Below are 24,037 nucleotides of genomic sequence, written 5' to 3'. Positions count from 1 at the left end.
GGCGCCGCACCGACGGCGCCTTTACTTGCCTCAGGGGCAAGAAAACACCAGTTTAAACGGAAAGCTGGTGATATTGCCGATCGGCGTCGTCACCGTCACATTAAACGTGCTGCTCACCGACGTGGTACAGGTATTCGGTGTCAGGCTGTTAATTGTAACGGCATGGAAGCTTCCCTGGTTGCCTTCGAGGTTGGCGCCAGTACGATCATCGACGCCCTGTGCATTGTGCGCATAGACATTGTTAATGGTTGCCGGCACCACGCTGCCTGTTGCATTGACGGCATCGGTGATCGTTACCGTCGTGCCGTATGGCATCGGATTTTCATGCAGGTCGCTGATTTTCAGGCTGAATTTGCGCTGCGCGCTGTTGGCCGTCGTACCAAGGTTATATTGCGCGCCAGTCAGCTTGGCGCTGAAACTGCCCTGATTGTTGGTGTCATTGATGATGACATTCTCGGCCCGGCTGCCGCTGAGGAAAATGGTGGTTTTCCTGAACAGGGTCTTGCTGCCATCGCTGGTGCTTGCGCAGATGGAGGCAAGACCAGGCTGGGTGCTGTCGGGCACGCCGCCTTTGCTGATATCGTTGCATGGCGTTACCGGCGGATTGCTGGCCGTGCGCGGATTCTGGCTGCGGAAATCGACCGAACAACCGCCATTGGCGGTAATGCAACCACCCATGTTCGAGGATCCCACCGAGCCCAGATTGGTCTGGAAAGCTACCGGCGTGCCATCGGGAACCGGATTGCCGGCCTGGTCTGCCAGCAGGACAAACACGGTGGCGGCCGGGCTATTGGTGCCGCTGTCATATTGCCATCCTTCGACATTGGCCTTGTCCACGCTGAGCGAGAATCCCGATTGCACGGGGCTGCCGGTGGTCACCAGCATGGAGTCGGAATAGGAATACATCAGATTGGACTTGAGCCAGGCTTTTACGCGGAAGGTGGTGGGTTGGTTACCGGAATTGACCGTGGTCATGACTTCCCCATTGACATCGCTGAAAGCTGATACTTTATTGAGCGTGACAGGCGAGCCATCGTCTACCGAAAACAGCACCTCCTGCCCTGCCAGCGGCCTGTTTGCCGTGTCATAGACACGATATTTCAAGGTTGCCGTTTCCGTGCGCAATAGTCCGCCCTGTCCCTTGATCACGATCGACTTGTTGGCCGGAGTCACGTCGATCAACTGGATCGACGCCGCCATCTGCGGTGCAATCGTCAGCATGCTATGGGCCGCGCCATCCGAACCGACGACACTGGCCATAATCATCTCGGTGCGGCAGCCGAGGTCGCGATAAACCACCGTTGCCTTGCCATTGACGGCCACCACATCGCCACCGACGCTGGCCTTGCCTGACTGAATGCAGGGTGAACTGAATCTGACGCTGACACCAGAACCGTTATATGGAACACCCTCCAGGGTACCATCGTCAGCGATGATATCAACCGTCATGGTGGTACTGTCGAAAGCCGCGATGGTGTCGGGCAAGAAACTTAAATTGCGCGCATACAATTCTGTCGCTTTCAGCGTATAGTTGACTTGATCGCTGGCAGTGGCGCCATTGGCGGTCGTGCTGACCTGCAGGGAGCCTGCGCCGCTTGCCTGCAGACTGACCGGCGTGACCCGCAAGCTGGCCGTGCCGCTGGCATCCGTCAGCGCAGTGCCTGTTGAAGAAGACAGGGCCGCCAGTTTGCTATCGGTGGAAAACAAGACCAGCGCGCCGCTGATCGGCTTGCCACCGAGATCGGTCACTACGGCCTTGGCCGTCAGCGGTGTTGCGTTCGACAGCGCATTACTGGCGGACGCACCATTGAGCAATGACAGCGCAATCCTGGCACCGGCTGGCTGTGCCGCCGTGACCACATAATTAGCCTCCCCGATAATCGGGGTCGCGCCCGTGGTGGCAGGTGTGACGGAAGCTGTCAACTTGCCAGCGCCTGAAACCGTGGCATTGAAGGGCGAAAGGGTCACGCTGGCAATACCCTTGGCATCAGTCAGTGCCGAGCCATTGGTGGGCGACAGGGTCACCAGGGTTGCATCGCTGGTAAACGCCACCAGCATATTGCTCACTGGCATACCAGCGGCATCGAGCACCAGTGCCTGGGCGGTCAGTGGTGCGGTAGTGCTCAATGCATTGCTGCTTTGTCCGCTCGCGCCCAGCAACGACAATTTCAATGTCGTGGCCACGGCCGGCGTGCCGCCGTTACCACTGCCACTACCACCACCGATGGTCGGATCGCCGCCGCCACCGCCGCATGCCGCCAGCAGCGTGCCCACTACCAGCAGCGCCAGCCATTGATATGCCCTGCCGAGCATCCCCTTGTTATTGACTCTATTCTGCATATCCGCCCTTGCTTCCCTGAGGTATGAATTGTTACTTAAACGCAAAGATATGACCTTACCGCTTTAGGGGCCGATCTGCCACTATTTTCGGTGTAATAAACACCATCAGCTCGGTTTTTTCTTGACTGCGGCCCGTGCTACGGAAGAAAACGCCCAATAGGGGGATATCACCGAGCAGCGGCACCTTGCTTTGCGTACCCCGTTCGGACTGCTGGTAGATGCCGCCCAGTACCACCGTGCCGCCATCTTCGACCATCACCTGCGTCTTGACGTGCTTGGTGTCGATGGCAAAGCCGGAACGCGTTTCCTGGCCCACGCTGTCCTTGCTGACATCGACTTCCAGCACAACATTGCCGTCCGGCGTGATCTGCGGCGTGACTTCCAGGCGCAAGTTGGCTTTGCGAAAGGTAATCGAGGTGGCGCCGCTGCTGGTGGCAACCTGGTAGGGCAGCTCGATGCCCTGCTCGATCAGCGCCAGCACCTTGTCGGCCGTGACCACGCGCGGGCTGGAAATGATCTTGCCCTGGCCATCGGCTTCCAGCGCCGACAGTTCCAGGTTCAGGAAGCGGTTGGCGGCGGCCGAAAACAGGCTCAGCGCAAAGCTGGCCGGCGCCAGGCCATTGATGCTGGCCGCCGGCAGGTTGACGAACTGCGTATTGGGCACATAGGCGCCAACGCCGGCCACGGTCTGTCCGGTTGCCTCGCCCACGCCCTGGTAACTGCCACCGAGCACCGCGCGGCGCCCGCCACCGATGGCAAAGCCGGCCTGGCCGCCCTGCGCCAGGCGCTGGTCGGCAAAACCCAGGCGCGCACCCAGGTTGCGGCTGAAACTGTCGTTGGCCTCGACGATGCGCGCTTCGATCAGCACCTGGCGCGTGGGCACATCGGTACGGGCAATCAGGAGGCGGATCTGCTCGAGCCGGGCCGGCACATCGCTGACAAACAGCTGGTTGGTGCGCGGATCGATCAGCACGCTGCCACGGCGCGACAGCACCCGGCTGCGCGCTTCGCCGGCATCAAGGCTGAGCATGGCGCGAAACGTTTCCGCCTTCTGGTAATTGAGCTGGAACACGGCCGATTGCAGCGGTTCGAGTTCGGCGATCTGTGCGCGCTGCTCCAGTTCCAGCTTTTCACGCGCGAGGATTTCTTCTCGCGGTGCAATCCACAGCACATTGCCGATGCGCCGCATGGCCAACCCTTTGGCCTGCAGTAACACATCGAGTGCCTGGTCCCACGGCAAATCGCGCAGGCGCAACGTCACATTGCCGACTACGCTGTCACTGGCAATGATGTTCTGGCCCGACACATCGGCCAGCACATGCAACGCTGCACGCACGGCCACGTTCTGGAAGTCGATCGAGATCGCCTCACCCGCATACAGGCGCGGCGCGGTGACCTGCACGACCGCGTCCACTGCTGCGCTGTCCTGCGCCGTACTTTCCTGCGCCGCGCCGCCCGGCGAGAACAACACAACCGTCAGAAGCAGCAGAAACAACATGCGCGGCTTCATTTGCCAGGCTCCGCTGGAACAAGCTGCGCTGACGCCGCACCAGCGACCTGCAGCGGCAGACTGCCGCGCCGTTCGCGCCAGGCGCCGCCAGCGTCCTGCAGCACTTCCCGATAATGCAGTGCCTGCTCTTCGATGGCGGTGACCCGGCCATGGTCCGGCCCAAGATATTGTCCGACCGCCACCCGCAGCACGCGCGGCCCCGCTTGCAGCAATGCGTCAAACGCGCCGCCGTGGCGCACGCTGCCCACCATGGCCAGGCTGGTCATGGCCACGCTTTCCAGCGGCTCGCGCACGCGGCGCAAGTCCGGTGCCGCCATGCCGGCGCCGGTGCTGGCTGCCAGCACCGGCTGCGGCGCGCCAAACGGATCGGGCAGCTGCGCGGCATCGTACTCGCGTGCAAAAAATGGAGACAAACGCGCTGACAAAGCCGGCGACAAGGCCGGCGCACGCCATGCAGGCGCAGCAGCTGGCTTGCCTTTCTGCAGCCTGGCGGCGCGCGCCTGCTGCTCAGCCATTTCAGCCGCATCGGGCAGACGAAAAGCATGCAGCAGCGCCTCCAGCACCGGCGGCCCCTGCTTGCTGGCAGCCAGCGACAGCGACTGCACGGTAACAATGCGCGGCAGATGGGCCAGGTCGGCGGCAAACGCACCGATGGCGTGATACGTCCCGCGCAGGCGCACGCTGACGGGCATGGCGACATACTGGTCTTGCGGCACCGGCTCTCCCGGCTTGAACAATTCGAATTGCAGGCCGCGCGCCAGGCCGGCCTGGTTAATCGCTGACAACAAGTCCGCCATTTCCTGCTTGCCCGGTAATTGCTGCTCCAGTTCGGCCAGTACAGCGCCAGCCTGGCGCTGGCGTGCGCGCAGCTGCGGCAATTGCGCCGCCAGCGCGCGCGCCTGCGCATGGGCAATGCGCGCCTCGGCCTCGTGCGCCTGCGCCGTATGCCAGCGCTCAAGCAGGCTGGCCAGCACGCTGGCGCCAGTGACCGCCGCCACCATTAAGGCCACCAGCGCGGCGCAGGCCAGGCGCCAGGGGCGCGGCCACGCAGCAGCCTGCCTGAGCACGGTCATCATGCTCAGCATGATGCATCGCCAACGGCTGTACAGGCCGACGGCGCCGGCCACTGCAGTTGCAACACCAGTTCGACGCCCGCCTCCTGCGCAGCGCGCACTTCCAGCAGTTGCGGATGCGATGACGGCAAGGCCTGCGCCAGTGCATCGAGCAATTGCACCACCTGCTCCTGCGCCGCTGCGCGCCCCTCAACGCGCAAGCGGCCTTCGTGCTGGCGCAACCCATGCAGCGTGACGCCGACCGGCACCGCGCGCGCCAGCGCGGCCAGCAGCAAGACCCAGTCATTGCGCTGCGCCTGCAGTTGCATCACGGCACGCTGGCGCAGGGCCAGCATACCGGTCTCGGCCTGCGCCTGGCGCACCGCCGTCAGGGCACCAGCCAGGCTGGTGCTGGCCTGGCGCCACTGCTGTGTGCGCCGTTCATGCTCAGCGATACTCAAATGCAAGGCTGTACCAGCCAACAGCACCGGCAGCAAACCCGCCAGCACGCCACTTGCCAGCCACAGCAGCAACCGCCGTTCGCGTCGCCGGCGCGCCGCAGCACGATGCGGCAGCAGATTGATGCGGATAGCGGCGGGTGCAATCATGGCGTCAGACCGTGCAGCGCCAGGCCCCAGGCCACCTGCACCGCTTCGCCATCGGCCACGCTGCGCCAGCCGCCCTGCTTGATCGCCGCCTGCCTGGCCAGCGCGTCGCTGTCGATGGCCACCGCCTGCAGGCCGGCGGCGGCAGCGACCTCGACCAGTTGCATCACGCTGGCGCGACGCGCCGCCACCAGCAGCACGTCGACTTCGCTGACTGCCCCCACCGACGACGGCCCTGGTCCCAGCAGGCAAAAGTCCAGGCAGGCGTCGTCCACGGCAAACGGCATGTATTGCGCCGCCTCGAGTTCGACCAGGATTTCAAGCTGCTCGTCAGGCAAGCCGGCAGGCAGGCGCAGCGTCTGGGTGATCAGGCTGTCGGCCGGCATGGCCAGCGCAGCGCGGCAGGCACGGCTGCCACTGGCCTGGCGCGCCCCGGCGATGGCCGAAGCCAGCGCCGCCAGATCATGCTCGTGGCATGACGCGCCAGGCGGCAAAGCAGGTAGAACGGCCACGCCATAATGGCGGCAGGCCAGTGCGCCGCGCAGCCGCACCAGTTCGATCACGCGCACGGCCGTGGCGCCGATATCGACGCCCAACAGACCTTGCGGCCCGGGCCAGCAACGAAGCTCCAGCAAGTTTCTCATCGCGCACTCCTGCGTCAGCACGGCGAACGCCATTCGAAATGCTACCGCTGCGGCGGCAAAGCAGTGCGCCTAAGTGACCCGGCCGTGATCTGGCGCAAAATATTTGTTACCAAATCCTTGTTGCCAGGCAGCACAGACATGCTTATATAGCGTATCGGCAACCGCACAAGCACGGCCCGTCGGCGCGCCGTCCCTCAGGCAAGCTCGCTTATAATGGCCCGGCTTATTAACCAAAAGACATAACACGCATGACTTCTTCCCAATCCGCCGGCAAAGCTGGCTCGCAGCCACCCAACAAGGGCAGCAAACCCAAACGTTTCCTGCTGATGGCGCTGCTATCGGTAGTCGGCCTGGGCATAGGCGGCGTGCTGCTGGTGGTGTTCGGCCTGGCCATGGCCTACCCTAACCTGCCGGCGCTCGATACGCTGACCGATTACCGTCCGAAAATGCCACTGCGCATTTTTACGTCGGATAACGTGCTGATCGGCGAGTTCGGCGAAGAGCGGCGCAATATGGTGCATATCAAGGACATTCCCGATGTCATGAAAAAAGCCGTGCTGGCCATCGAGGATGACCGCTTCTATGAACACGGCGGCGTCGACTACCTTGGCATCACGCGCGCCGCGCTGCACAACCTGACCGGTGGCGCCAAACAGGGCGCTTCGACCATCACGCAGCAGGTGGCGCGCAATTTCTTCCTGTCGAGCGAACAGACGCTCAAGCGCAAAGCCTATGAAGTCTTGTTGGCGTGGAAAATCGAGAAAAACCTCAGCAAGGACCAGATCCTCGAGGTGTATATGAACCAGATCTACCTGGGCCAGCGCGCCTACGGTTTTGCCTCGGCCGCGCAGATTTATTTCGGCAAGAATATCCGTGACCTGACGGTTGCCGAAGCGGCCATGCTGGCCGGCCTGCCGAAGGCGCCGTCGGCCTACAATCCGGTGGTCAATCCGAAGCGTGCGCGGCTGCGCCAGCAGTATATTTTGCAGCGCATGGCGCAGCTCGGCTACATCACGCCAGCGCAATATGAAGAAGCCAAGCATGAGGAACTGAAGGTCAAGACCGACAGCAGCGCCTTTGGCGTGCATGCCGAATACGTGTCGGAAATGGCGCGCCAGCTGGTCTACGAGCAATTCAAGGAAGACACGTATACGCGCGGCCTGAACGTCTACACCACCATCACCAAGGCTGATCAGGACGCTGCCTACATTGCGCTGCGCAAGGGTGTGATGGACTACGAGAAACGCCACGGCTATCGCGGCCCTGAAGCATATATCGAGATTCCAAAAACCAAGGCCGAGGCCGACGATGCGATTGAAACGGAACTGGCCGACCACCCTGACAGCGATGACATCATTGCCGCCATGGTGCTGCAGGCCTCGCCCAAATCCTTGCAGGCGGTGACCTCGGCCGGCGAAGAAATCACCATTACCGGCCCGGGTCTGACCTTCGGCTCGGCCTGGCTGTCGGAAAAAGCTGCGCCGAATCGCCGCATCAAGCGCGGCGCCGTGGTTCGCGTGATGAAAGAAGGCGACAACTGGGCGCTGACGCAGATGCCGGAAGTGCAATCGGCATTCGTGTCGGCCAGCACCACCGACGGCGCCATCCGCGCCATGGTGGGCGGCTTCGATTACAACCGTAACAAGTTCAACCATGTGACGCAGGCCTGGCGCCAGCCGGGCTCGGCATTCAAGCCTTTCATCTATTCCGCCTCGCTCGAACGCGGCCTGTCGCCGGCGACCATTATCAACGACGCACCGATCTCGTTTGACGCCGGCCAGACCGGCGGCCAGGCGTGGGAGCCGAAGAACTACGACAGCAAGTACGATGGTCCGATGACCATGCGCAAGGGCCTGATGAAGTCAAAAAACATGATTTCCATCCGCATCCTGCACAAGATCGGCGCCAAATACGGCCAGGAATATGCCACGCGCTTCGGCTTTGACGCCGACAAGAACCCGCCCTATCTGACGCTGGCGCTGGGCGCCGGCAACGTCACGCCACTGCAGATGGCTGGCGCCTACGCGGTGTTTGCCAACGGCGGCTACAAGATCAGTCCTTACCTGATCGCCAAGGTCACCGACAGCGACGGCAAGGTTCTGTCCGAAGCCAAGCCCGACAAGGCCGGCGAAGAGGCCAACCGCGTGATCGACGAGCGCAACGCCTTTTTGATGAACAGCATGCTTAACGACGTAGTGCGTTTCGGTACGGCCAACAAGGCCATGTCGCTCAAGCGCCCGGACCTGGCCGGCAAGACCGGCACCACCAACGATTCCATCGACGCCTGGTTTGCGGGCTACCAGGCCAAGCTGGTCGGCATTGCCTGGATCGGCTACGACCAGCCGCGCAACCTGGGCAACCGCGAAACCGGTGGCGGCCTGGCCCTGCCGATCTGGATCAGCTACATGAGCAAGGCGCTCAAGAGCATCCCGGTCGAAGAGCGCGCCGTACCGGAAGGCATGGTTCACGTGGGCGACGAATACTACTACGCGGAAAACCCACCCGGCACCGGCGTGGGCAGCCTGGAAGGCGCGGCGCGTGGTACGCCGGAGGAAGAAAAAGCCAGGGAAGCGGTCAAGAACGAGTTGTTCTGACACCGCACCAAACAAAAACGGCAGACTTCACAGTCTGCCGTTTTTTTATGCCGCAACAGTTATTTGACCACCACCGCCACCCCGGCCTGCTCGCTGGCCAGGCTCGACAAGGCAGCAAACAGCTCCGAGCCGTCGCGCGTGTTGATCCACTGGTCGCCCACGCGCTTGTAGTGAAAGCCGCCCGAACGTGCAGCGATCCACATCTCGCGCATCGGCGCCTGGCTGTTGACGATAATCTTGCTGCCGTTGTCGATAAACTCGATTTCCAGCACATTGCCGCTGCGGCTGCATTCGACGTCGACCACGTCTTCATCGTTGAGGCGGTCCAGCGCCGCGGCAATGGCGGTCAGGGTGGCTTCGGCCTGGGCCAGGAATTCCGATTCGCTCATGCTACACTCCAAAAATCTTAATCAAACCGTGATTCTAATCGTGAAGTCATCCAAAGCGTTTTATATCGCCACTGCCATTGTGGTTTCCAGCACCCTGGCGGCCTGCGGCCAGCCCGGCGCCCTCTATCTGCCCAAGCCGCCAGCGGCCAAGGGCGCACCAGGCAAAATCGAGCCGGCGCCGGTACCGCCGCCACCGGTCATCGTGCCCGAAGGCGCGGCCGCACCAACGCCGGTGCCAGCCACCTGAAGGTATCTAGCGGGCCGTGGCGGTGCTTTTTGCGTGCTTGTTCCAGGCAAAATACACGCGAACCAGCAGCAGCACCGCCACGATGCCGGCAAACAGCAGCGGCTGGCCCAGATCATTCTTGCCAGCCTTCATCCACCAGTAATGCAAGACGCCCAGCGGCGCGATCAGGTAGACCAGGCGATGCAGCCACTGCCAGCGCTTGCCACCGAGCCGCTTCATCATGGCGTTGGTGCTGGTCAGCGCCAGCGGAATCAACAGCACGAAGGCAATAAAGCCGATCGTGATAAAGGGCCGCTTGAGCACGTCCTTCCACATTTCCTGCAGATCGAAGAAATGATCGAACCATAGAAACGTGGTGAAATGCAGCGCGGCATAGAAAAACCCGAACAGACCGAGCATGCGGCGAAATCGGGCCAGCCAGCTCCAGTGCGCCAGACGGCGCAGTGGCGTGACGGCCAGGCCGATGCACAGGAAATACAGCGCCCAGTCACCGGTGCTGCGGGTAATAAACTGCAGCGGCTCGACCAGCTGGCCCGACCAGGTCAGCCAGAACAGGCGCACGAACGGCACCAGCGCCAGCACGAAAACCAGGCCTTTTATCAGCGATACTTGCTTGGGCGTCGGTTGCAGGGGCATGGTTTTCCTTAATAAAATTTCTTCAGATCCATGCCGGCATACAGCGGCGCCACCTGGTCATAGCCGTTGAACATCAGCGTCTTGCGCTTGCGCGCCAGGAAGCCGTCTTCGCCGATGCGGCGCTCGCTGGCCTGCGACCAGCGCGGATGGTCGACGTTGGGATTGACGTTGGCATAGAAACCATATTCGGATGGCGCCAGCACGCTCCACGAGGTACGCGGCTGTTCCTTCACAAAGCGGATCTTGACGATCGACTTGCCCGACTTGAAGCCATATTTCCACGGCATCACCATGCGCACCGGCGCGCCATTCTGGTTCGGCAAGGTCTCGCCATACATACCCAGCGTCAACAGCGTCAGCGGATGGTTGGCTTCATCCATGCGCAGGCCTTCCGTGTACGGCCATTGGATAATGCGGCTGTTGATGCCCGGCATCTGCTTCTTGTCGTCCAGCGTAATGAATTCCACATACTTGGCGTTGCCGGTCGGCTCGACTTTCTTGATGAGCTCGGAGAAGGAATAACCGATCCATGGAATCACCATCGACCAGCCTTCCACGCAGCGCAAACGGTAGACGCGCTCTTCGAGCGGTGCCAGTTTGAGCAGCGCATCGATATCGAGTGTCATCGGCTTTTTCACTTCGCCTTCGATACTGACGGTCCACGGCCGCGTGCGCAGGGTGCCGGCGTTTTGCGCCGGGTCGCTCTTGTCGGTGCCGAACTCGTAGAAATTGTTGTAGGTGGTGGCGTCCTTGTAGGCGGTCTGCTTGTCCGGCGCTACAAAGGCGGGGTTGGCCTTGGCGGCCAGTTTGGGCAGGTTGCCTTGCGCGAATGCTTCGCGGTTGGCCATTTCCAGCAGGGAGGCGCCGGCAATCGAGCCGACTGCCATCTGGCGGATAAAGCTGCGGCGCGATTCGAAGACGTCGCGCGGCGTGATTTCGGAAGAAAATGGCAGGTCGATGCCGTTGGGACTGCGCTTGATCAACATGGCGGCTCCGGAAAAGTGGTGGTTAGCTGTACCTTACACCAGATTTCCAAAGCCGTTCATGACGTTGCTGTCATGCAGAAAATCCTACAATTTCCCGTAAGAATGCAGTCCGGAGAGGAACATATTGACACCCAGGAAGGCAAACGTGGTGACCAGCAAGCCGGCCAGCGCCCACCAGGCCGCCACGCGGCCACGCAGGCCCGTCATCAGGCGCATATGCAGCCAGGCGGCATAGTTGAGCCAGACGATCAGCGCCCAGGTTTCCTTCGGATCCCACGACCAGTAGCCGCCCCATGCTTCGGCCGCCCACAGCGCACCGAGGATGGTGGCTACCGTAAAGAAGGCAAAGCCGACCGAAATGGCCTTGTACATCACATCGTCAAGCACTTCCAGCGACGGCAGGCGGTCGACCAGGTAACCGCTCGACTTGAGCAGGTAGGCCGAGGCCACCATGGCCGACAGCGAGAAGGTGCCATAACCGATAAAGTTGGCCGGCACATGGATTTTCATCCACCAGCTTTGCAGCGCCGGCACCAGCGGCTGGATATCGGCCGCGTCGCGCGTGACGGTGTACCACAGCAGGAACACCACCGCCGCCGAGATCACCAGCATCACGAAAGCGCCCAGCTGGCGCGTTGCATAGTGCTGCTCGTAATACAGGTAGAACATGGCGGTAATGATCGAAAACAGGATAAACACTTCGTACAGGTTCGACACCGGAATATGGCCGACATCGGCGCCGATCAGATACGATTCATACCAGCGCACCAGCATGCCCGTCAGGCCCAGCACCACGCCGGCCCAGCACAGCTTGGAGCCGACCGAGGCGCCAAAGTCGGAGCGCGTGATCAGGCCGATCCAGTAGAACACGGTCGAGAGCACAAAAAAGGTGCCCATCCACAGTATCGCCGACTGGCTCGACAGCATGTATTTGAGGAAAAACTTCTGGTTCGCCATGTCCAGTTGGCCGCTGTACAGCTCGATGGCAAACAGCGACAACACCGCTGACACGGGGATCAGCCAGCGTACCGGCTTCCAGTACCAGCCCAGCCAGGCAAAGGTCGGCGCACTGGCCAGCAGGATCGCTTTCTCATAGATATCCATGAATTGGCCGAAGTGCACCAGCGCGTACAGCGCTGCCGCCAGCAGGCCGGCGCCGTAGATCCAGTCGACCAGGTTCAGGCGCTTGAAAAAGCCCGGCTCTTGGGTGTAAATTTGCTTTTCCGATAATTCCATATTCTCTCCAATCCCGCTCAAACTGTGCGCAGCTTACGCCGATTGCGGCAGCTTTGCCTTCAGATTTTCAAATTCTTTTTCAAAGTCCAGCGTCTTGCGCTGCGTGCTCATGGCCATCAGGGCCGTACTATCCTTGTCACTGCCCGGCTCGCTATCCTTGATCCACACCCACAGGCGACGCTCGCGGATATAGAACATGGCAAAGACGCCGATCACCAGGAACAAGCAACCCAGATAGACCACGCCCTTGCCCGGCGAGCGTGTCACCTGCAGCACGGAGGCCTTGATCTCCGTAAAGTCATCGAGCTGCAGATACACGGGCGCGCCATAGAAGAAGCTGTCCGACAGCGCGTTGGTGGCCAGTTGCAGGAAGCGGCCATGCTTTTCATCGCCTTCAACCGGTTTCAAGCCCGACTTGGCGCGCGCGGCCTGCCACAGGTCCCACATGCTGCCGTTCAATATCTTCATGAAGATATCGGCCGCCTTTTCCTGCTCGGCTGTTGGTACTTTTTCCAGGAAGCGCGAAATGGCCAAAAAGCCGCCGTCCTGGCCACCGCCATTGCCGGCAAAAATGCCCAGGCTCTTGGCGGCCGATTCCTGCAACTGGGTGCGCAAGGCTTCGGCGCCGTCCTGCGGCATGGCGCGCCGGGCATAACGCACGGCGGCCTGCTGGCGCAGTTCAGGGTCCTGCAAGGCGGCGCGCAGACGCATCCATTCGTTCACGCTGTAGTTGTCATCGGCCGGAATGCGCAGGAAGCTGAAGGCATCGCTCGGGTTGACGCGCATGCCAGCCAGAAACACGGTAGCGCCATCGACGGTGATCGGCTGCATGTAATTCTGGTACTCGCGCGCCTGGCCGGTCTTGTCGCGCAGCTTGTACTGCACGCTCGGGCCGACGTTTTTCAGGTCCTTGTTGTTGGCGTTCTTGGCGGCCGATCCCAGGCGCTTGTCGAGGCCGACGGCAAATTTCTCGTTGAAACTCTCGGCCTTGTTGACGGCGCGCACATCCTGGCCGGCGCTGAGGTTTTCCACGTTAAATGGCCGGAAGCCCGACCATTCAACCGTATAGGAATTGCCGTCGCTGCGCTCGAGCGGCGTGCTGCCGCCCACTTCGCCGCCGATATCGAAGCGCTTGTCGGTCTTGCCCACCATCGGAAAACCTGTCAGCTTGAGCTTGCTGCCGCCGTCTTCAAAGCTCGACTGGTACAGCGCCAGCCCGTTGTAGATCAGCGGCTGGTTGACCTTGATGGTGGCAGGAAAACTCTTGCCCGTTTCGTGGTCGGTAATCACCACATCGCTGGCAAACAGCTTGGGCATGCCGGTGCTATAAAAATCAATATGGAATTTTTTCAGCAGGATGGTGATCGGCAGATCCTGGATCAGCACGCCGTCGGCCTGCGGAATAATGGCGGTGCTGCTGGTCGAGCCTTCCGGGATCATGGTGTTGCCGCGGAAGGTAGGGTTCGACAGGCCGAGGCGGTGCTGAGCCGGAATCTCGGCAATCACGCCGCTGCCGGCAAACGGCGTCTTGCCCAGGAACCACTGCTGCAGGCGGATCGGCATTTCCGAATCGAGCAGGCCGCCGATACAGATAATCACGATCGCGCCGTGGGCAAAGATATAGCCCCATTTGTTGGCAGCGCCGCGCTTGGCCGCCACCAGCGTGGCGTTGTCCTTTTCCACTATCTTGGCCTGGTAACCGGCGTCCTTCAGGCGCAGCACCATCTGCTGGGCCAGGATGGCGCGCGGCAGCGCGGCCTGCCACTCGACCTTGTGGTGGAAGTTGCGCAGCGACTGCTCGCGCACGCTCTCGCGCCAGCTGCGCATGTCCTTGAGCATCTTCGGCGCATTGCGCACGATGCACAGCGTGGTCGATGTCACCAGGAAACCCATGATCAGCAGGAACCACCAGGCCGAATACACGGAATACAGGCTCAGTTTGTCAAACACGCCAAACCAGAACGGGCCGAACTGGTTGATGTAGTTGGGCATGGGCTCATTTTGCTTGAGCACGGTGCCGATCACGGAGGCAATCGCGATCAGCGTCAGCAGGCTGATGGCAAAGCGCATCGACGAAATCAGCTCGACGAATTCGGCCAGGCGGCGACGCCTGGTGTTCAGCTCGATGCCGGTGGTACTGGTACTCATGCGTGGTAACTCATACAGAAAAGTGCAATCTAAAAAAGGGCCAGGGACGCAGGCAGCATGCGCGCGCCAGGCGGCAGCATACTACTGTTTTGCCGTTGCCATAAAAAAAGGCAGCCCCTGATCAAGGCCGCCCTGGCTGATACGCACCGAGGTGCCCGGCAATCGCTTGCCGCTATGAAAACTTACTTCAGGCCGGCGATATAGTCGGCAACGGCGGCGATCTCATCGTCCGACAGGCGGCTGGCAATGGTATGCATGTCGGCGCTGTTTTTGCGCGCATCGGCCTTGGTGCTGCGAAAGCTGGTCAGCTGGGCCACCGTGTAATCCTGATGTTGACCGGCAATGCGCGGATACTGCACGGGAATGCCATTGCCCGCCGCGCCATGACAGCTGGCACAGGCCGCTACTTGCTTGGCTGCAATACCGCCACGGTAGATCTTCTTGCCCAGTTCGATCGTATCCTTGTTCTTGGCGGCCCCCGGCTTGGCCTGCTGAGCGCTGAGGTAAGCGGCAACGTTTTTCTTGTCAGCGTCGCTGAGCATTTTTGCGTAAGTAGTCATCACCGGCTGGTTGCGCTGCGGCGTGGTGAAATCAACCAGTTGCTTGTACAGATAGTGTTCGCTCTGGCCGGCCAGCTTGGGATTGACCGTAATGGTCGAATTGCCGGCCGCGCCATGGCACGAGACGCAGGCAGGCAGGCCGCGCGCGGCGTCGCCGTCGGCGTACAGGGTGGCGCCCTTGCCGGCGTCAGGCTTGACGGCTGCGGCAGGTGGATGCGCTGCTGCTGTTTTCGGTTCTTCCGCCGCGGAAGCAGTGACTGTGACGGCCAGCAAGGCAAGCAGCACGGAGGGGATCAACGGTGAAAAAGCACGATTCATTCAGGCACCCTGAGACAGTGAGAAATTAGTGGTGGATCTTGCCGCACCCTGGGGATTTTTGCTTTATTCTCAGGGCCGCAAGCCGCATCGCTGCTACGCCGGCAACAATTAACAACTCCTTATTGTACAATAGCTTTTTGGCGATATTGCTCCCTTCTTGCGCCCTTTTCGCTCCATTTCTTTGCTTTACTACTCCCATGTCAAAACTCTGGCAAGCCCGTTTCTTTACGACCGTCAATCAACTGCGTGACCTGCCCGATACCACGGTGCCGGAAATCGCTTTTGCCGGCCGCTCCAATGCCGGTAAATCGACCGCCATCAATATTCTGTGCAACCAGAAGGGTCTGGCGTTCGCCTCCAAGACCCCTGGCCGCACCCAGCACATCAATTATTTCTCGATCGGCGGCGCCCATGTGGGCCAGCACCGCAAGGATGCCACCATTGTCGAGGAAATCGAATGCCTGCTGGTCGACTTGCCCGGTTATGGCTATGCGGAAGTGTCGGGCTCGGCCAAGCTGCACTGGCAGCGCCTGCTGGGCGACTATGTACAGCGCCGTGAACAGCTGGCCGGCCTGATCCTGATTATGGATTCGCGCCGCCCGTTTACCGACCTCGATATCCAGATGTTGGAATGGTTCGCACCAACAGGCAAGCCAATCCACTGCATCCTGACCAAGGTCGACAAGCTCAACCGCAATGAATCGGTCAACGCGCTGCGCCAGGCCAAGGCCAAGCTCGACAGCTATGTCGACGAAGATGGCGTCGGTTTCCCGTTTACCGTGCAATTATTCTCGGCATTGAAGCGGGTCGGTATCGACGAAGCGACTGCCAAGATCATGGAACTGGCCGGCATCAGTGAAGACGGCGCTGCCGCCCAGGTGGGCGAACTGATCGCGATGGAAGATGATGTGGAGCCGGAAGACGGCAAACCCGGCTGATCCGGTATCGAAATAGTTTCCCGGTTGAAACCGGGCATTTTTTTAGCGCCGTGGCCGCTGCCGCTCGGAGAAGAACTCCTGGCGCAAAAAGGCGGTCAGTTCGGCCGTATCTTCCACCCGCGCCGACAGATTGACATTGCGGCCCAGGCGGCGCGATTCCCATACGAAGTCGCCCGGCTTCTCGGCGCGGATCAGCTGGATCATCTTCTTGATAATGGCCGATTCAATATCGGGCTCATTGCCAATTTCAACTTTTTCCTGCTTGAGCCAGTTGCGCTTGAAGTTGCCGTTCCAGCCCTTGAACTTGACTTCGGCGCTGAACGAGGTCTGGTTGACGATCGAGAACACGCCACCCGAGTCGTCATTGTCGGCGCCGGAGTTGCGCCCCTGGGCGCCGGCGATATTGGCTTTCGCCACGCGGATGGCGCGGTCGTTCTCGCTTTCCTCGGCCGGCTGCGCCGGCTGCTGCGCCTGGCGTTGCTTGCGACGCTGCTCGATCATGGCGCTCATGTCTTCGGCCGGCGGTGGCGGCAACGGCACTTTCGACACCAGCGGTGGTGTAAATGTTTCCTGCTTCGGCTGCTCGACCGGCGTGCGTTTGGTCACCACCGGTTTGCTTGGCGACGGCGGCGGCTTGACCTTGGCCACCTTGGTTTCCTTGGTGGGCTTGGGCGTCGGTTTCGGTGTGGGCTTGGGCTGCGGCTTGTCTTTCATCGGCGCGATATACACCATCGCGCTTTCTTTTTTCGGCTCGATGATTTTTTCAATCTTGTCGCTGTGAAACAGGATATAAGCTGCCAGCAGAACGTGCAGCAAGATCGACACGCCCAGCACGGCCTTGCGGCGGTTGCTGGTCCGGGTTCCGTAGGTCAATGGCGGCTGGATTAATTGCCCGCAAGTTGGGCAATAGTCCGAGTTTCCAGCCAGCGGGTGCGTCGCGTCATGCAAAATAAATCATGCTTTCTGTATAGCAACAAAATTGATCTGACAGGGCAGCCATAGTGCCAGAGTACCCGTCATTTGGAAACACCTGCCGCAGCGTTGAAACACAAAGCGTACAGGATAGCGACATTTCTTGCAGTAGCTCAGAGTAACCGAGGCAGCGCTTGATGGTTGTTACTGTATGTATCACCAGATCAACATCGCATCCATACAAAAACGGCGCGCTGTTTCTATTGAAACAACGCGCCGCCGGTCAGTTCAGGTACTTCAGGCCTTGTTATCGCGCGCAATCAATTGCTCGTCTGTCATCGGACCGGTGCCACTGTATTTGTCGAGAAACAGGTAGATCACCGGCGTGATAAACAGCGTAATAACCTGCGAGAACAGCAGGCCGCCGACCACCGCCAGGCCCAGCGGCTGGCGCAGCTCGGCGCCGGCGCCCAGGCCCAGCGCAATCGGCAAGGCACCCATCAGCGCCGCCGCCGAGGTCATCATGATCGGGCGGAACCGCAGGATACACGCCTGGCGTATTGCCTCGGCAGGCGCCAGCCCTTCGTTGCGCTGCGCATGCAGGGCGAAGTCGATCATCATGATGGCGTTTTTCTTGACGATGCCGATCAGCATCAGGATGCCGATAATCGCAATCATGGTCAGGTCCATGCCGAACAGGCGCAGCGTGATCAATGCCCCCACCGCCGCCGACGGCAGACCGGCCAGGATCGTCAGCGGATGAATATAGCTTTCATACAGCACGCCCAGCAACACATAGATCACGCCCAGCGCGGCGATGATCAGGATAATCTGGCTGGCCTGCGAATCCTGGAACACGGCCGCATCGCCGCCATAGCGGGTAATAATCGAGGCCGGCAGATTCATGTCGCGGCTCAATACATCGATCTTGCCGGTGGCCACGCCCAGGGGCACGTCCGGCGCCAGGTTGAAGGCAATGGTGACGGCCTGCAGCTGGCCCTGGTGGTTGACGGACGTCGGGCCGATGGTGCGCTGCACGCTGGCAATACTCGACAGCTTGACCAGCTCGCCGCTCTTGCTGCGCACCGATACGCGCGTGAGGGCATCGTCGTACTGGCGATCCGGCGTGGCCGCTTCCAGGATGACATAGTAGCTGGCAGCCGAGGAATAGATGGTCGAGACCTGGCGCTCGCCAAAGTTGCTGTACAGGGCGGTGCGGATATCGGACATCTGCACGCCCAGCATATTGGCCTTGTCGCGGTCGATCTTCAGCGATGCCTGCAGGCCCTTGATCTGCGAATCGCTGGTGACGTCGCGGAAAGCCGGATCGGCGCGCATGCCGGTCAGGAACTTTTCGGCCCAGTCATTGAGTGCATCGGGACTGACGCTTTGCAGCGTGTACTGGTAGCGGCTCTTGCTCTGGCGCCCACCCAACTGCAAGTTCTGCACCGGACGGAAATACACGGCCATGCCCGGCACGGCGCTGGTGGCGCGGCGCAGGTTTTCCAGCACCACCGGCATTTTCGGACGCTGTTCGCGCGGCTTCAATACCAGGAACATGCGCCCGGTATTGCCGCCGCCGGTAAACGAGGTCACATCCTGCACACTGGGGTCGGCCTTGATCACGGCCGCCATGCGCGCCTGCAGATCCTGCAGCGCTTCCGAGGAAATATCTTCCGACGCTTCCGTATTGACCTGGATCTGGCCCAAGTCTTCTTCGGGGAAAAAGCCCTTGGGGATGGAAGAATACAGGATCACCGTCAGTGCAAATGTACCCACGGCAATGAGCAGCACGATGGTGCGGTGCGCCAGCGCCAGGTCGAGCACGCGCACATAACCGTTGCGCAGGCGCGTGAAGCCGGCCTCGAAGTGACGGCCGATAAAGGTTTTTTCCTGTGTATGGTCGTGGTCCTGTGCACCGGCCGGCAGAAAACGGCTGGCCAGCATCGGCACCAGCGTCAGCGACACCACCGCCGACACCAGGATCGACAGCGACACCACCACCGCAAATTCATGGAACAGCAAACCGATCACGCCCGGCATAAAGAAGATCGGAATAAATACCGCCACCAGCGAAACGGAAATGGAAATAATCGTAAAGCCCATTTCCTTCGCTCCCACCAGCGCCGCCTGGATGGGTTTTTTGCCCATCTCGATATGGCGCACGATGTTTTCCAGCACCACGATGGCGTCATCGACCACCAGGCCGACGGCCAGCGTAATGCCCAGCAACGAAATATTGTCCAGGCTGTAGCCGAGCCAGTACAGCAGGGCCAGCGCACCGAGCAGGGAAATGGGCATGGTGACGGCCGGAATAAAGGTGGCGGCAGCACGGTGCAGGAACAAAAAGATCACCAGCACCACCAGCACCACCGTCAGGGCCAGCGTCAGGTTGACGTCGTGAATGGCTTCGCGGATCGACAGTGAGCGGTCATTAACCAGGCTGATCTGGATCGATTGCGGCAGCTGTTCCTTGAAGCCCGGCAGCAGGCGGCGCACGCCGTCAACCACCTGCACCGTATTGGCGTCGGGCTGGCGCTGCACCATCAGGCTGATCGAGCGCTCGCCGTTGAAGCTGCCCACCGCCTTGATCGACTGGAAGCTGTCTTCCACGATGGCCACGTCTTTCAGGCGCACCGGCTGGCCGTTGCGGGTAGCCACGATCAGGTCGGCAAAATCGGCCGCCTTCATCATCTGCGGATTGCCCTGGATGGTCAGCGTCTGGCTGGGGCCGTCGAGGATGCCGAGCGGCGAATTGGTGTTCGAGGCGCGCAGCGCAGCGGCCAGTTCGTCCATGGTCAGGTCGCGCGCATTCATCAGGTCGGCGCGCGCACGCACGCGCACGGCAAAGCGCTTCTGACCATTGACCTGCACCTGCGCGACGCCAGGCAGGGTCGACAGGCTGGGCGCAATCAGGTTTTCCGCGTAATCGTTCAGGTCCGACAAGTTCAGCGACGGCGACGTCATCTGGATGAACAGCACCGGCGCATCGGCCGGATTGACCTTGCGGTACGACGGCAGGTCGGTCATTTCAGTTGGCAACTGGCGCTGCGCGCGCAACAGCGCCGCCTGCACATCGACTGCCGCTTCGTTGACGTTGATGCTCGAATCGAATTCCAGCGTCAGCGAGGTATTGCCCAAGGTACTGGTCGAGGTAATCAGGCTCAGGCCGGAAATGGTAGAAAACTGCTTTTCCAGCGGCAAGGCCACCGACGAGGCCATGGTGTCCGGACTGGCGCCGGCCAGGTCGGCGCTGACGTTGATGACCGGCGTGTTATAGCTCGGCAGGGCCGCTACCGGAATATGCAGGTAGGCCAGCACGCCGGCCAGGATGATGCTGATCGACAACAGCACCACCATCACCGGGCGGCGGATACTCAGTTCTGACAGGTTCATGCTGCCGGGCCCGCCACGCTGGCCGGCGCGCCGTCAGCGCCCTTGCGTTTTTCAGCCAGGCGCACCTTGCTGCCCGGACGCAGGTTCTGCTTGCCGTCAACAATCACCTGCTCGTCGCCATTGAGACCGGTCACCACGGCGTTGGCGCCAAATGCATAGACGCGCGTGACCTTGTGCGATCTGGCGCTCTGGTCGGGCGCCATCGAATAGACCATGGTGCCGCTGGTGGTGGTGATGATGGCGTTTTGCGGAATCACCAGCGCGTCCTTGAGCGTACGCACGGTCAGCTGGGTGTTGACGTACTGGCCTGGCCACAAATCGGTTTGCGTATTATTGAAACGCGCCTTGACCTTAATCACGCCGGACGTGGCGTCCACCGCATTGTCGATAAAGCTCAGTTTGCCCTCGAGCTGCTGGCCGCCGGCGTCGGCCAGCAGCGCCGAGACCAGCACATTGCCCGCCTTTTGCGCCGCCAGCAGGCCCGACAGGCTGCTTTCCGGCAAGGTAAACACCACATCGATCGGGTCGAGCTGGGTGATGGTGGTCAGCGCCGTGGTTGGCTGCACCAGGCTGCCTGGATACACGCCGATGGCGCCCACACGGCCAGCCTGGGGGGCGCGCAGCACGGTATAGCTGGAATCGACCTGGGCGGCGCGCAAGGCGGCCTGGTCGGCCGCCAGCACGGCGCGCGCAGCGTCGAGCTGGCTTTGCAGCGTGTCGACAGCACCCTGGGCAATGAAATTCTTGCTCAGCAAATCGGTATTGCGCTTGAGCTGGCGCTCGTAATCGGCCACCGAGGCGCGGTCGCGCAGCACCTGCGCCTGGGCTTTTTCCACGTTCGCATGTTCGGTGCGCGCGTCGAGCGTAAACAACAGTTCGCCCTGCTTGACGAACTGGCCTTCGCGGATATGCACCTTGGCAATGGTGCTGGTCGTTTGCGGGCGCAATTCGACACTACTGATCGGCGTCACGCTACCGTTGGCCGACAGCACGATGGGCACATCCTGGCGCAGCGGCTTGACCACGCTGACCGAGGTCGGCGCCTGGCCCCCCTTGCCCTTGCCGCCAGGGCTGGCAGTGCCGGCAGCACCGCTGGCCGCCGGTTGATGATAGACATACCAGGCGCCGCCACCGATACACAGGGCTGCACCCACCAGGATTACCAGGCTTGTTTTTTTCATTATGCTGTTACGCGGTCTCGACGCGGAATGTCAGGTTGGATTAATTGCCGTAAGGAATTAAGGCCGATATTGTCTCACGAAAAACCCTATTTCCCTGCGTAATATTGCGGCACGATCAAGGTTACTTCCAGGCCGCCATCGACATGGTTGGACAGCAAAACCGTGGCGCCGTGCTGCTCGGCGATATTGCGTGCAATCGTCAGCCCCAGGCCCGTGCCGCCCGATTCGCGCGAACGCGAGGTTTCAATCCGGTAGAAGGGCTCGAACACCTTGGCCAGCTGGTCCGGCGCAATGCCGGGACCGCCATCGCGGATGCGGATGCGCGCTGCACCGGTGATGCGCTCGACCGTCACATGGGCGTACTGGCCATACTTGACGGCGTTATCGATCAGGTTGACCAGGCAGCGGCGCATGGCGATCGGCCGGCCCATCAGCGCCATGCCGGCCTGGCCGCTCAAGGTCACGTTCTGGCCCGCGTCGGCGGCATCCGAGCAGACACTGTCGAGCAGCGAGTCAAGGTCGAGCGCCTGCATCGCTTCGGTGCTGTCCATCGAACGGGCCAGGTCCAGCCCTTCCTTGACCATGCTTTGCATGGCCGACAGGTCGCCCACCAGGCGATCATACAGATCGGAATCGGCTACCTTTTCCAGCCGCAAGCGCAAACGCGTCAGCGGCGTCTGCAGGTCGTGCGTAATGGCGGCGAGCATTTGCGTGCGCTGGAAGATATGCTGGCGGATACGCGCCTGCATCGCATTGAAGGCGGCGCCGGCCTGGCGGATCTCGCTGGCGCCCGACAGGGTCAGTGGCGGATGGTTGATATCGTTGCCCAGGTCCTTGGCGGCCTGCGCCAGCTGCTTGAGCGGGCGCATGGTCATGCGTGTGACCAGGTAGGCCAGGATGGCAATGCTGATCAAAAATGGCAGCAGCGTCATCCAGTCGTTGTGTTCGGTAAACGGCGGCTGCTGGCGCGGCGGCAGGATCAGCAGGCGCAGCACGTGGCCATCCTGCATGTGCACGTCGAGGTTCTCGCAGTAACCGCCCCAGGGCTTCGGTGCGAACAGGCCGCCTTCACGCGGCTTGACACAGGCTTCCGGGCGCTCGGCCAGCGCCGTGACGCGAAAGGCGTCGCCAAGCTTGGCTTGCAGCGCGCTGGAAAACTCGGTGGCCTTGCCTGGCGTATGTGGCGTGTCGGGGCGCAGTTCGAGCCGCACGCTGCCCTTGTTGGCCACTTTCAGGTAGGCCGCGCGCGAAGCGAGCGGCACCATGTCGGTGGCCATCACCAGCTGCTCGGCGCGCTCGACGGCGTGAAAGTCACGGTACTGTTCGATGGCGCGCTGGCGCTCGCCCACGGCCAGCCATTGCGTGAGCGCGGCCGACGCCACCACGCCCAGCAGCAGCACCATGAATACGCGCCCGGTCATCGAGCCGAGAAAAGCCTTCACGCGTGCGGCTCCACGTTGACCTGGCCGGCCAGCACATAGCCGCCATTGCGCACGGTCTTGATAATCTGCGGCAGGCGCGCATCTTCGCCCAGCTTCTGGCGCAGGCGGCTGATCTGGATATCGATCGAGCGGTCGAACGGATCGGCGTCGCGCCCTTGCGTCAGGTTCAGCAGCTGATCGCGGTTGAGCACGCGATTCGGGTGTTCGAGGAACACGCGCAGCAGGCGGAACTCGGCGCCCGACAGCATGATCACCAGGCCCGACGGATTGAGCAGGTGGCGCGCCGTCAGGTCGAGCGTCCAGCCGGAAAAGCGGATCTGCTGGGCTTTATCGGACGGCGAATTGGACGGCATTGCATGGCTGCGGCGCAGCACGCTGCGTATGCGCGCCAGCAATTCACGCGGCTCGAACGGCTTGGGCAAGTAATCGTCGGCACCCATCTCCAGGCCCAGGATGCGGTCGAGCGGTTCATTGCGCGCCGTCAGCATAATGACCGGCACGCTTGATTGCGCGCGCAGCTTGCGGCACAGCGTCAGGCCGTCGTCGCCGGGCAGGTTCAGGTCGAGCACGATCAAGTCGGGCCGGTTTTCATCGAGCACCTTCCACATGGCGGCGCCATCGGCCGCGTCAAGCGTGCGGTAGGCGTTCGTTTCCAGGTAATCCGCCAGCAGGCTGCGGATATCGCGGTCGTCGTCGACGATCAGAATAGTAGAAGTAGGTTCCATAGATTGAATTATCCGCACTTCGGCCAGCGCTGCACAGCGCATTTGTATCGTCTTGTATATAGCTTGGGCAAAGAAACATATCGATACAAACTGTCGGACAGCGGACACTTCGGAGAAACATGGCGCGTCCAACATGGATTCATGTGCAGCGATGTACATCTCTCACAACCTGAAAGGA

Annotated in this window: 19 protein-coding genes; 3 read left to right on the top strand and 16 right to left on the bottom strand. The window is 61.3% G+C overall.

What is annotated here, in order from left to right:
- Positions 1 to 30 precede the first annotated feature (30 nt).
- The 5 genes from GCM43_RS15125 to pilM all read right to left on the bottom strand — a co-directional run bounded on the left by GCM43_RS15125 (position 31) and on the right by pilM (position 6,151).
- Positions 31 to 2,313: an Ig-like domain-containing protein gene (locus GCM43_RS15125; RefSeq protein ID WP_193315631.1), complete on the bottom strand. Its 2,283-nt coding sequence runs from the start codon at positions 2,311 to 2,313 to the stop codon at positions 31 to 33.
- Positions 2,314 to 2,395: 82 nt separating this feature from the next.
- Positions 2,396 to 3,838: a type IV pilus secretin PilQ gene (locus GCM43_RS15120; RefSeq protein WP_152245694.1), complete on the bottom strand. Its 1,443-nt coding sequence runs from the start codon at positions 3,836 to 3,838 to the stop codon at positions 2,396 to 2,398.
- 8 nt (positions 3,839 to 3,846) lie between these two features.
- Entirely contained in the window at positions 3,847 to 4,935 is a 1,089-nt protein-coding gene (locus GCM43_RS15115) for a pilus assembly protein PilP (RefSeq protein ID WP_152245692.1), read from the bottom strand.
- Positions 4,929 to 5,510: a PilN domain-containing protein gene (locus GCM43_RS15110; protein ID WP_152245690.1), complete on the bottom strand. Its 582-nt coding sequence runs from the start codon at positions 5,508 to 5,510 to the stop codon at positions 4,929 to 4,931. Before GCM43_RS15110 ends, GCM43_RS15115 begins: the two co-directional genes overlap by 7 nt.
- Positions 5,507 to 6,151 (bottom strand): pilus assembly protein PilM, encoded by a 645-nt coding sequence (gene pilM, locus GCM43_RS15105; protein ID WP_193315630.1) that lies wholly within the window; start codon positions 6,149 to 6,151, stop codon positions 5,507 to 5,509. The genes GCM43_RS15110 and pilM overlap by 4 nt, the downstream gene beginning before the upstream one ends.
- 248 nt (positions 6,152 to 6,399) lie before the next feature.
- Here pilM and GCM43_RS15100 point away from each other — a divergent pair, with 248 nt between their 5' ends.
- Entirely contained in the window at positions 6,400 to 8,745 is a 2,346-nt protein-coding gene (locus tag GCM43_RS15100) for a penicillin-binding protein 1A (protein WP_152245686.1), read from the top strand.
- A gap of 59 nt (positions 8,746 to 8,804) precedes the next feature.
- On the opposite strand, the gene cyaY is transcribed toward GCM43_RS15100, so the two are convergent.
- The gene (gene cyaY / locus GCM43_RS15095; RefSeq protein ID WP_152245684.1) at positions 8,805 to 9,134 is read right to left on the bottom strand and encodes an iron donor protein CyaY; all 330 of its coding nucleotides are present in this window, start codon (positions 9,132 to 9,134) and stop codon (positions 8,805 to 8,807) included.
- Between the two features lie 40 nt (positions 9,135 to 9,174).
- Here cyaY and lptM point away from each other — a divergent pair, with 40 nt between their 5' ends.
- A complete protein-coding gene (gene lptM, locus GCM43_RS15090) occupies positions 9,175 to 9,381 on the top strand; it encodes an LPS translocon maturation chaperone LptM (protein WP_152245682.1) in 207 nt (68 codons plus the stop codon).
- Between the two features lie 6 nt (positions 9,382 to 9,387).
- Here the strand turns inward: lptM and GCM43_RS15085 are convergent, their stop codons facing one another.
- The 5 genes from GCM43_RS15085 to GCM43_RS15065 all read right to left on the bottom strand — a co-directional run bounded on the left by GCM43_RS15085 (position 9,388) and on the right by GCM43_RS15065 (position 15,265).
- Positions 9,388 to 10,017 carry a protein-methionine-sulfoxide reductase heme-binding subunit MsrQ gene (locus tag GCM43_RS15085; RefSeq protein ID WP_152245680.1) on the bottom strand — a complete coding sequence of 210 codons (630 nt, stop codon included), beginning with the start codon at positions 10,015 to 10,017 and terminating at the stop codon, positions 9,388 to 9,390.
- An 8-nt stretch (positions 10,018 to 10,025) separates the two neighbouring features.
- Positions 10,026 to 11,003, bottom strand: coding sequence for a protein-methionine-sulfoxide reductase catalytic subunit MsrP (msrP, locus tag GCM43_RS15080; RefSeq protein WP_152245678.1), 978 nt, complete (start codon positions 11,001 to 11,003; stop codon positions 10,026 to 10,028).
- Positions 11,004 to 11,087: 84 nt separating this feature from the next.
- Positions 11,088 to 12,239 carry a c-type cytochrome biogenesis protein CcsB gene (ccsB, locus tag GCM43_RS15075; RefSeq protein ID WP_152245676.1) on the bottom strand — a complete coding sequence of 384 codons (1,152 nt, stop codon included), beginning with the start codon at positions 12,237 to 12,239 and terminating at the stop codon, positions 11,088 to 11,090.
- 33 nt (positions 12,240 to 12,272) lie between these two features.
- The gene (locus GCM43_RS15070; protein WP_152245674.1) at positions 12,273 to 14,387 is read right to left on the bottom strand and encodes a cytochrome c biogenesis protein ResB; all 2,115 of its coding nucleotides are present in this window, start codon (positions 14,385 to 14,387) and stop codon (positions 12,273 to 12,275) included.
- Between the two features lie 182 nt (positions 14,388 to 14,569).
- Complete coding sequence (locus GCM43_RS15065; RefSeq protein ID WP_152245672.1) at positions 14,570 to 15,265, bottom strand: c-type cytochrome; 696 nt, start codon at positions 15,263 to 15,265, stop codon at positions 14,570 to 14,572.
- A 197-nt stretch (positions 15,266 to 15,462) separates the two neighbouring features.
- Between GCM43_RS15065 and yihA the strand changes: the two genes are divergently transcribed.
- Positions 15,463 to 16,203 (top strand): ribosome biogenesis GTP-binding protein YihA/YsxC, encoded by a 741-nt coding sequence (gene yihA / locus GCM43_RS15060; protein ID WP_152245670.1) that lies wholly within the window; start codon positions 15,463 to 15,465, stop codon positions 16,201 to 16,203.
- Between the two features lie 42 nt (positions 16,204 to 16,245).
- Here the strand turns inward: yihA and GCM43_RS15055 are convergent, their stop codons facing one another.
- The 5 genes from GCM43_RS15055 to GCM43_RS15035 form a co-directional block, all read right to left on the bottom strand.
- Positions 16,246 to 17,076, bottom strand: a complete 831-nt coding sequence (locus GCM43_RS15055) for a hypothetical protein (protein ID WP_152245668.1) — start codon at positions 17,074 to 17,076, stop codon at positions 16,246 to 16,248.
- Positions 17,077 to 17,412: 336 nt separating this feature from the next.
- Complete coding sequence (locus GCM43_RS15050) at positions 17,413 to 20,511, bottom strand: efflux RND transporter permease subunit (RefSeq protein WP_152245666.1); 3,099 nt, start codon at positions 20,509 to 20,511, stop codon at positions 17,413 to 17,415.
- Complete coding sequence (locus GCM43_RS15045) at positions 20,508 to 21,692, bottom strand: efflux RND transporter periplasmic adaptor subunit (protein WP_152245664.1); 1,185 nt, start codon at positions 21,690 to 21,692, stop codon at positions 20,508 to 20,510. Before GCM43_RS15045 ends, GCM43_RS15050 begins: the two co-directional genes overlap by 4 nt.
- A gap of 86 nt (positions 21,693 to 21,778) precedes the next feature.
- Entirely contained in the window at positions 21,779 to 23,134 is a 1,356-nt protein-coding gene (locus GCM43_RS15040; RefSeq protein WP_152245662.1) for an ATP-binding protein, read from the bottom strand.
- The gene (locus tag GCM43_RS15035) at positions 23,131 to 23,859 is read right to left on the bottom strand and encodes a response regulator (protein WP_152245660.1); all 729 of its coding nucleotides are present in this window, start codon (positions 23,857 to 23,859) and stop codon (positions 23,131 to 23,133) included. The genes GCM43_RS15040 and GCM43_RS15035 overlap by 4 nt, the downstream gene beginning before the upstream one ends.
- Positions 23,860 to 24,037 lie beyond the last annotated feature (178 nt).

This window comes from Janthinobacterium aquaticum (assembly GCF_009208565.1).
GTDB lineage: Bacteria > Pseudomonadota > Gammaproteobacteria > Burkholderiales > Burkholderiaceae_D > Janthinobacterium.
The sequence above is the reverse complement of the archived record's forward strand: the minus strand, read 5'-3'. Positions and strand labels throughout refer to the sequence as shown.

Excerpts from the sequence above, each read along its gene's own strand:
- GCM43_RS15035 (WP_152245660.1), bottom strand. The coding sequence starts at position 23,859 with ATGGAACCTACTTCTACTATTCTGATCGTCGACGACGACCGCGATATC.
- GCM43_RS15045 (WP_152245664.1), bottom strand. The coding sequence starts at position 21,692 with ATGAAAAAAACAAGCCTGGTAATCCTGGTGGGTGCAGCCCTGTGTATC.
- cyaY (WP_152245684.1), bottom strand. The coding sequence starts at position 9,134 with ATGAGCGAATCGGAATTCCTGGCCCAGGCCGAAGCCACCCTGACCGCC.
- GCM43_RS15115 (WP_152245692.1), bottom strand. The coding sequence starts at position 4,935 with ATGCTGAGCATGATGACCGTGCTCAGGCAGGCTGCTGCGTGGCCGCGC.
- GCM43_RS15050 (WP_152245666.1), bottom strand. The coding sequence starts at position 20,511 with ATGAACCTGTCAGAACTGAGTATCCGCCGCCCGGTGATGGTGGTGCTG.
- GCM43_RS15125 (WP_193315631.1), bottom strand. The coding sequence starts at position 2,313 with ATGCTCGGCAGGGCATATCAATGGCTGGCGCTGCTGGTAGTGGGCACG.
- GCM43_RS15100 (WP_152245686.1), top strand. The coding sequence starts at position 6,400 with ATGACTTCTTCCCAATCCGCCGGCAAAGCTGGCTCGCAGCCACCCAAC.
- pilM (WP_193315630.1), bottom strand. The coding sequence starts at position 6,151 with ATGAGAAACTTGCTGGAGCTTCGTTGCTGGCCCGGGCCGCAAGGTCTG.
- ccsB (WP_152245676.1), bottom strand. The coding sequence starts at position 12,239 with ATGGAATTATCGGAAAAGCAAATTTACACCCAAGAGCCGGGCTTTTTC.
- GCM43_RS15085 (WP_152245680.1), bottom strand. The coding sequence starts at position 10,017 with ATGCCCCTGCAACCGACGCCCAAGCAAGTATCGCTGATAAAAGGCCTG.
- GCM43_RS15110 (WP_152245690.1), bottom strand. The coding sequence starts at position 5,510 with ATGATTGCACCCGCCGCTATCCGCATCAATCTGCTGCCGCATCGTGCT.
- GCM43_RS15065 (WP_152245672.1), bottom strand. The coding sequence starts at position 15,265 with ATGAATCGTGCTTTTTCACCGTTGATCCCCTCCGTGCTGCTTGCCTTG.
- GCM43_RS15120 (WP_152245694.1), bottom strand. The coding sequence starts at position 3,838 with ATGTTGTTTCTGCTGCTTCTGACGGTTGTGTTGTTCTCGCCGGGCGGC.
- yihA (WP_152245670.1), top strand. The coding sequence starts at position 15,463 with ATGTCAAAACTCTGGCAAGCCCGTTTCTTTACGACCGTCAATCAACTG.
- GCM43_RS15070 (WP_152245674.1), bottom strand. The coding sequence starts at position 14,387 with ATGAGTACCAGTACCACCGGCATCGAGCTGAACACCAGGCGTCGCCGC.
- msrP (WP_152245678.1), bottom strand. The coding sequence starts at position 11,003 with ATGTTGATCAAGCGCAGTCCCAACGGCATCGACCTGCCATTTTCTTCC.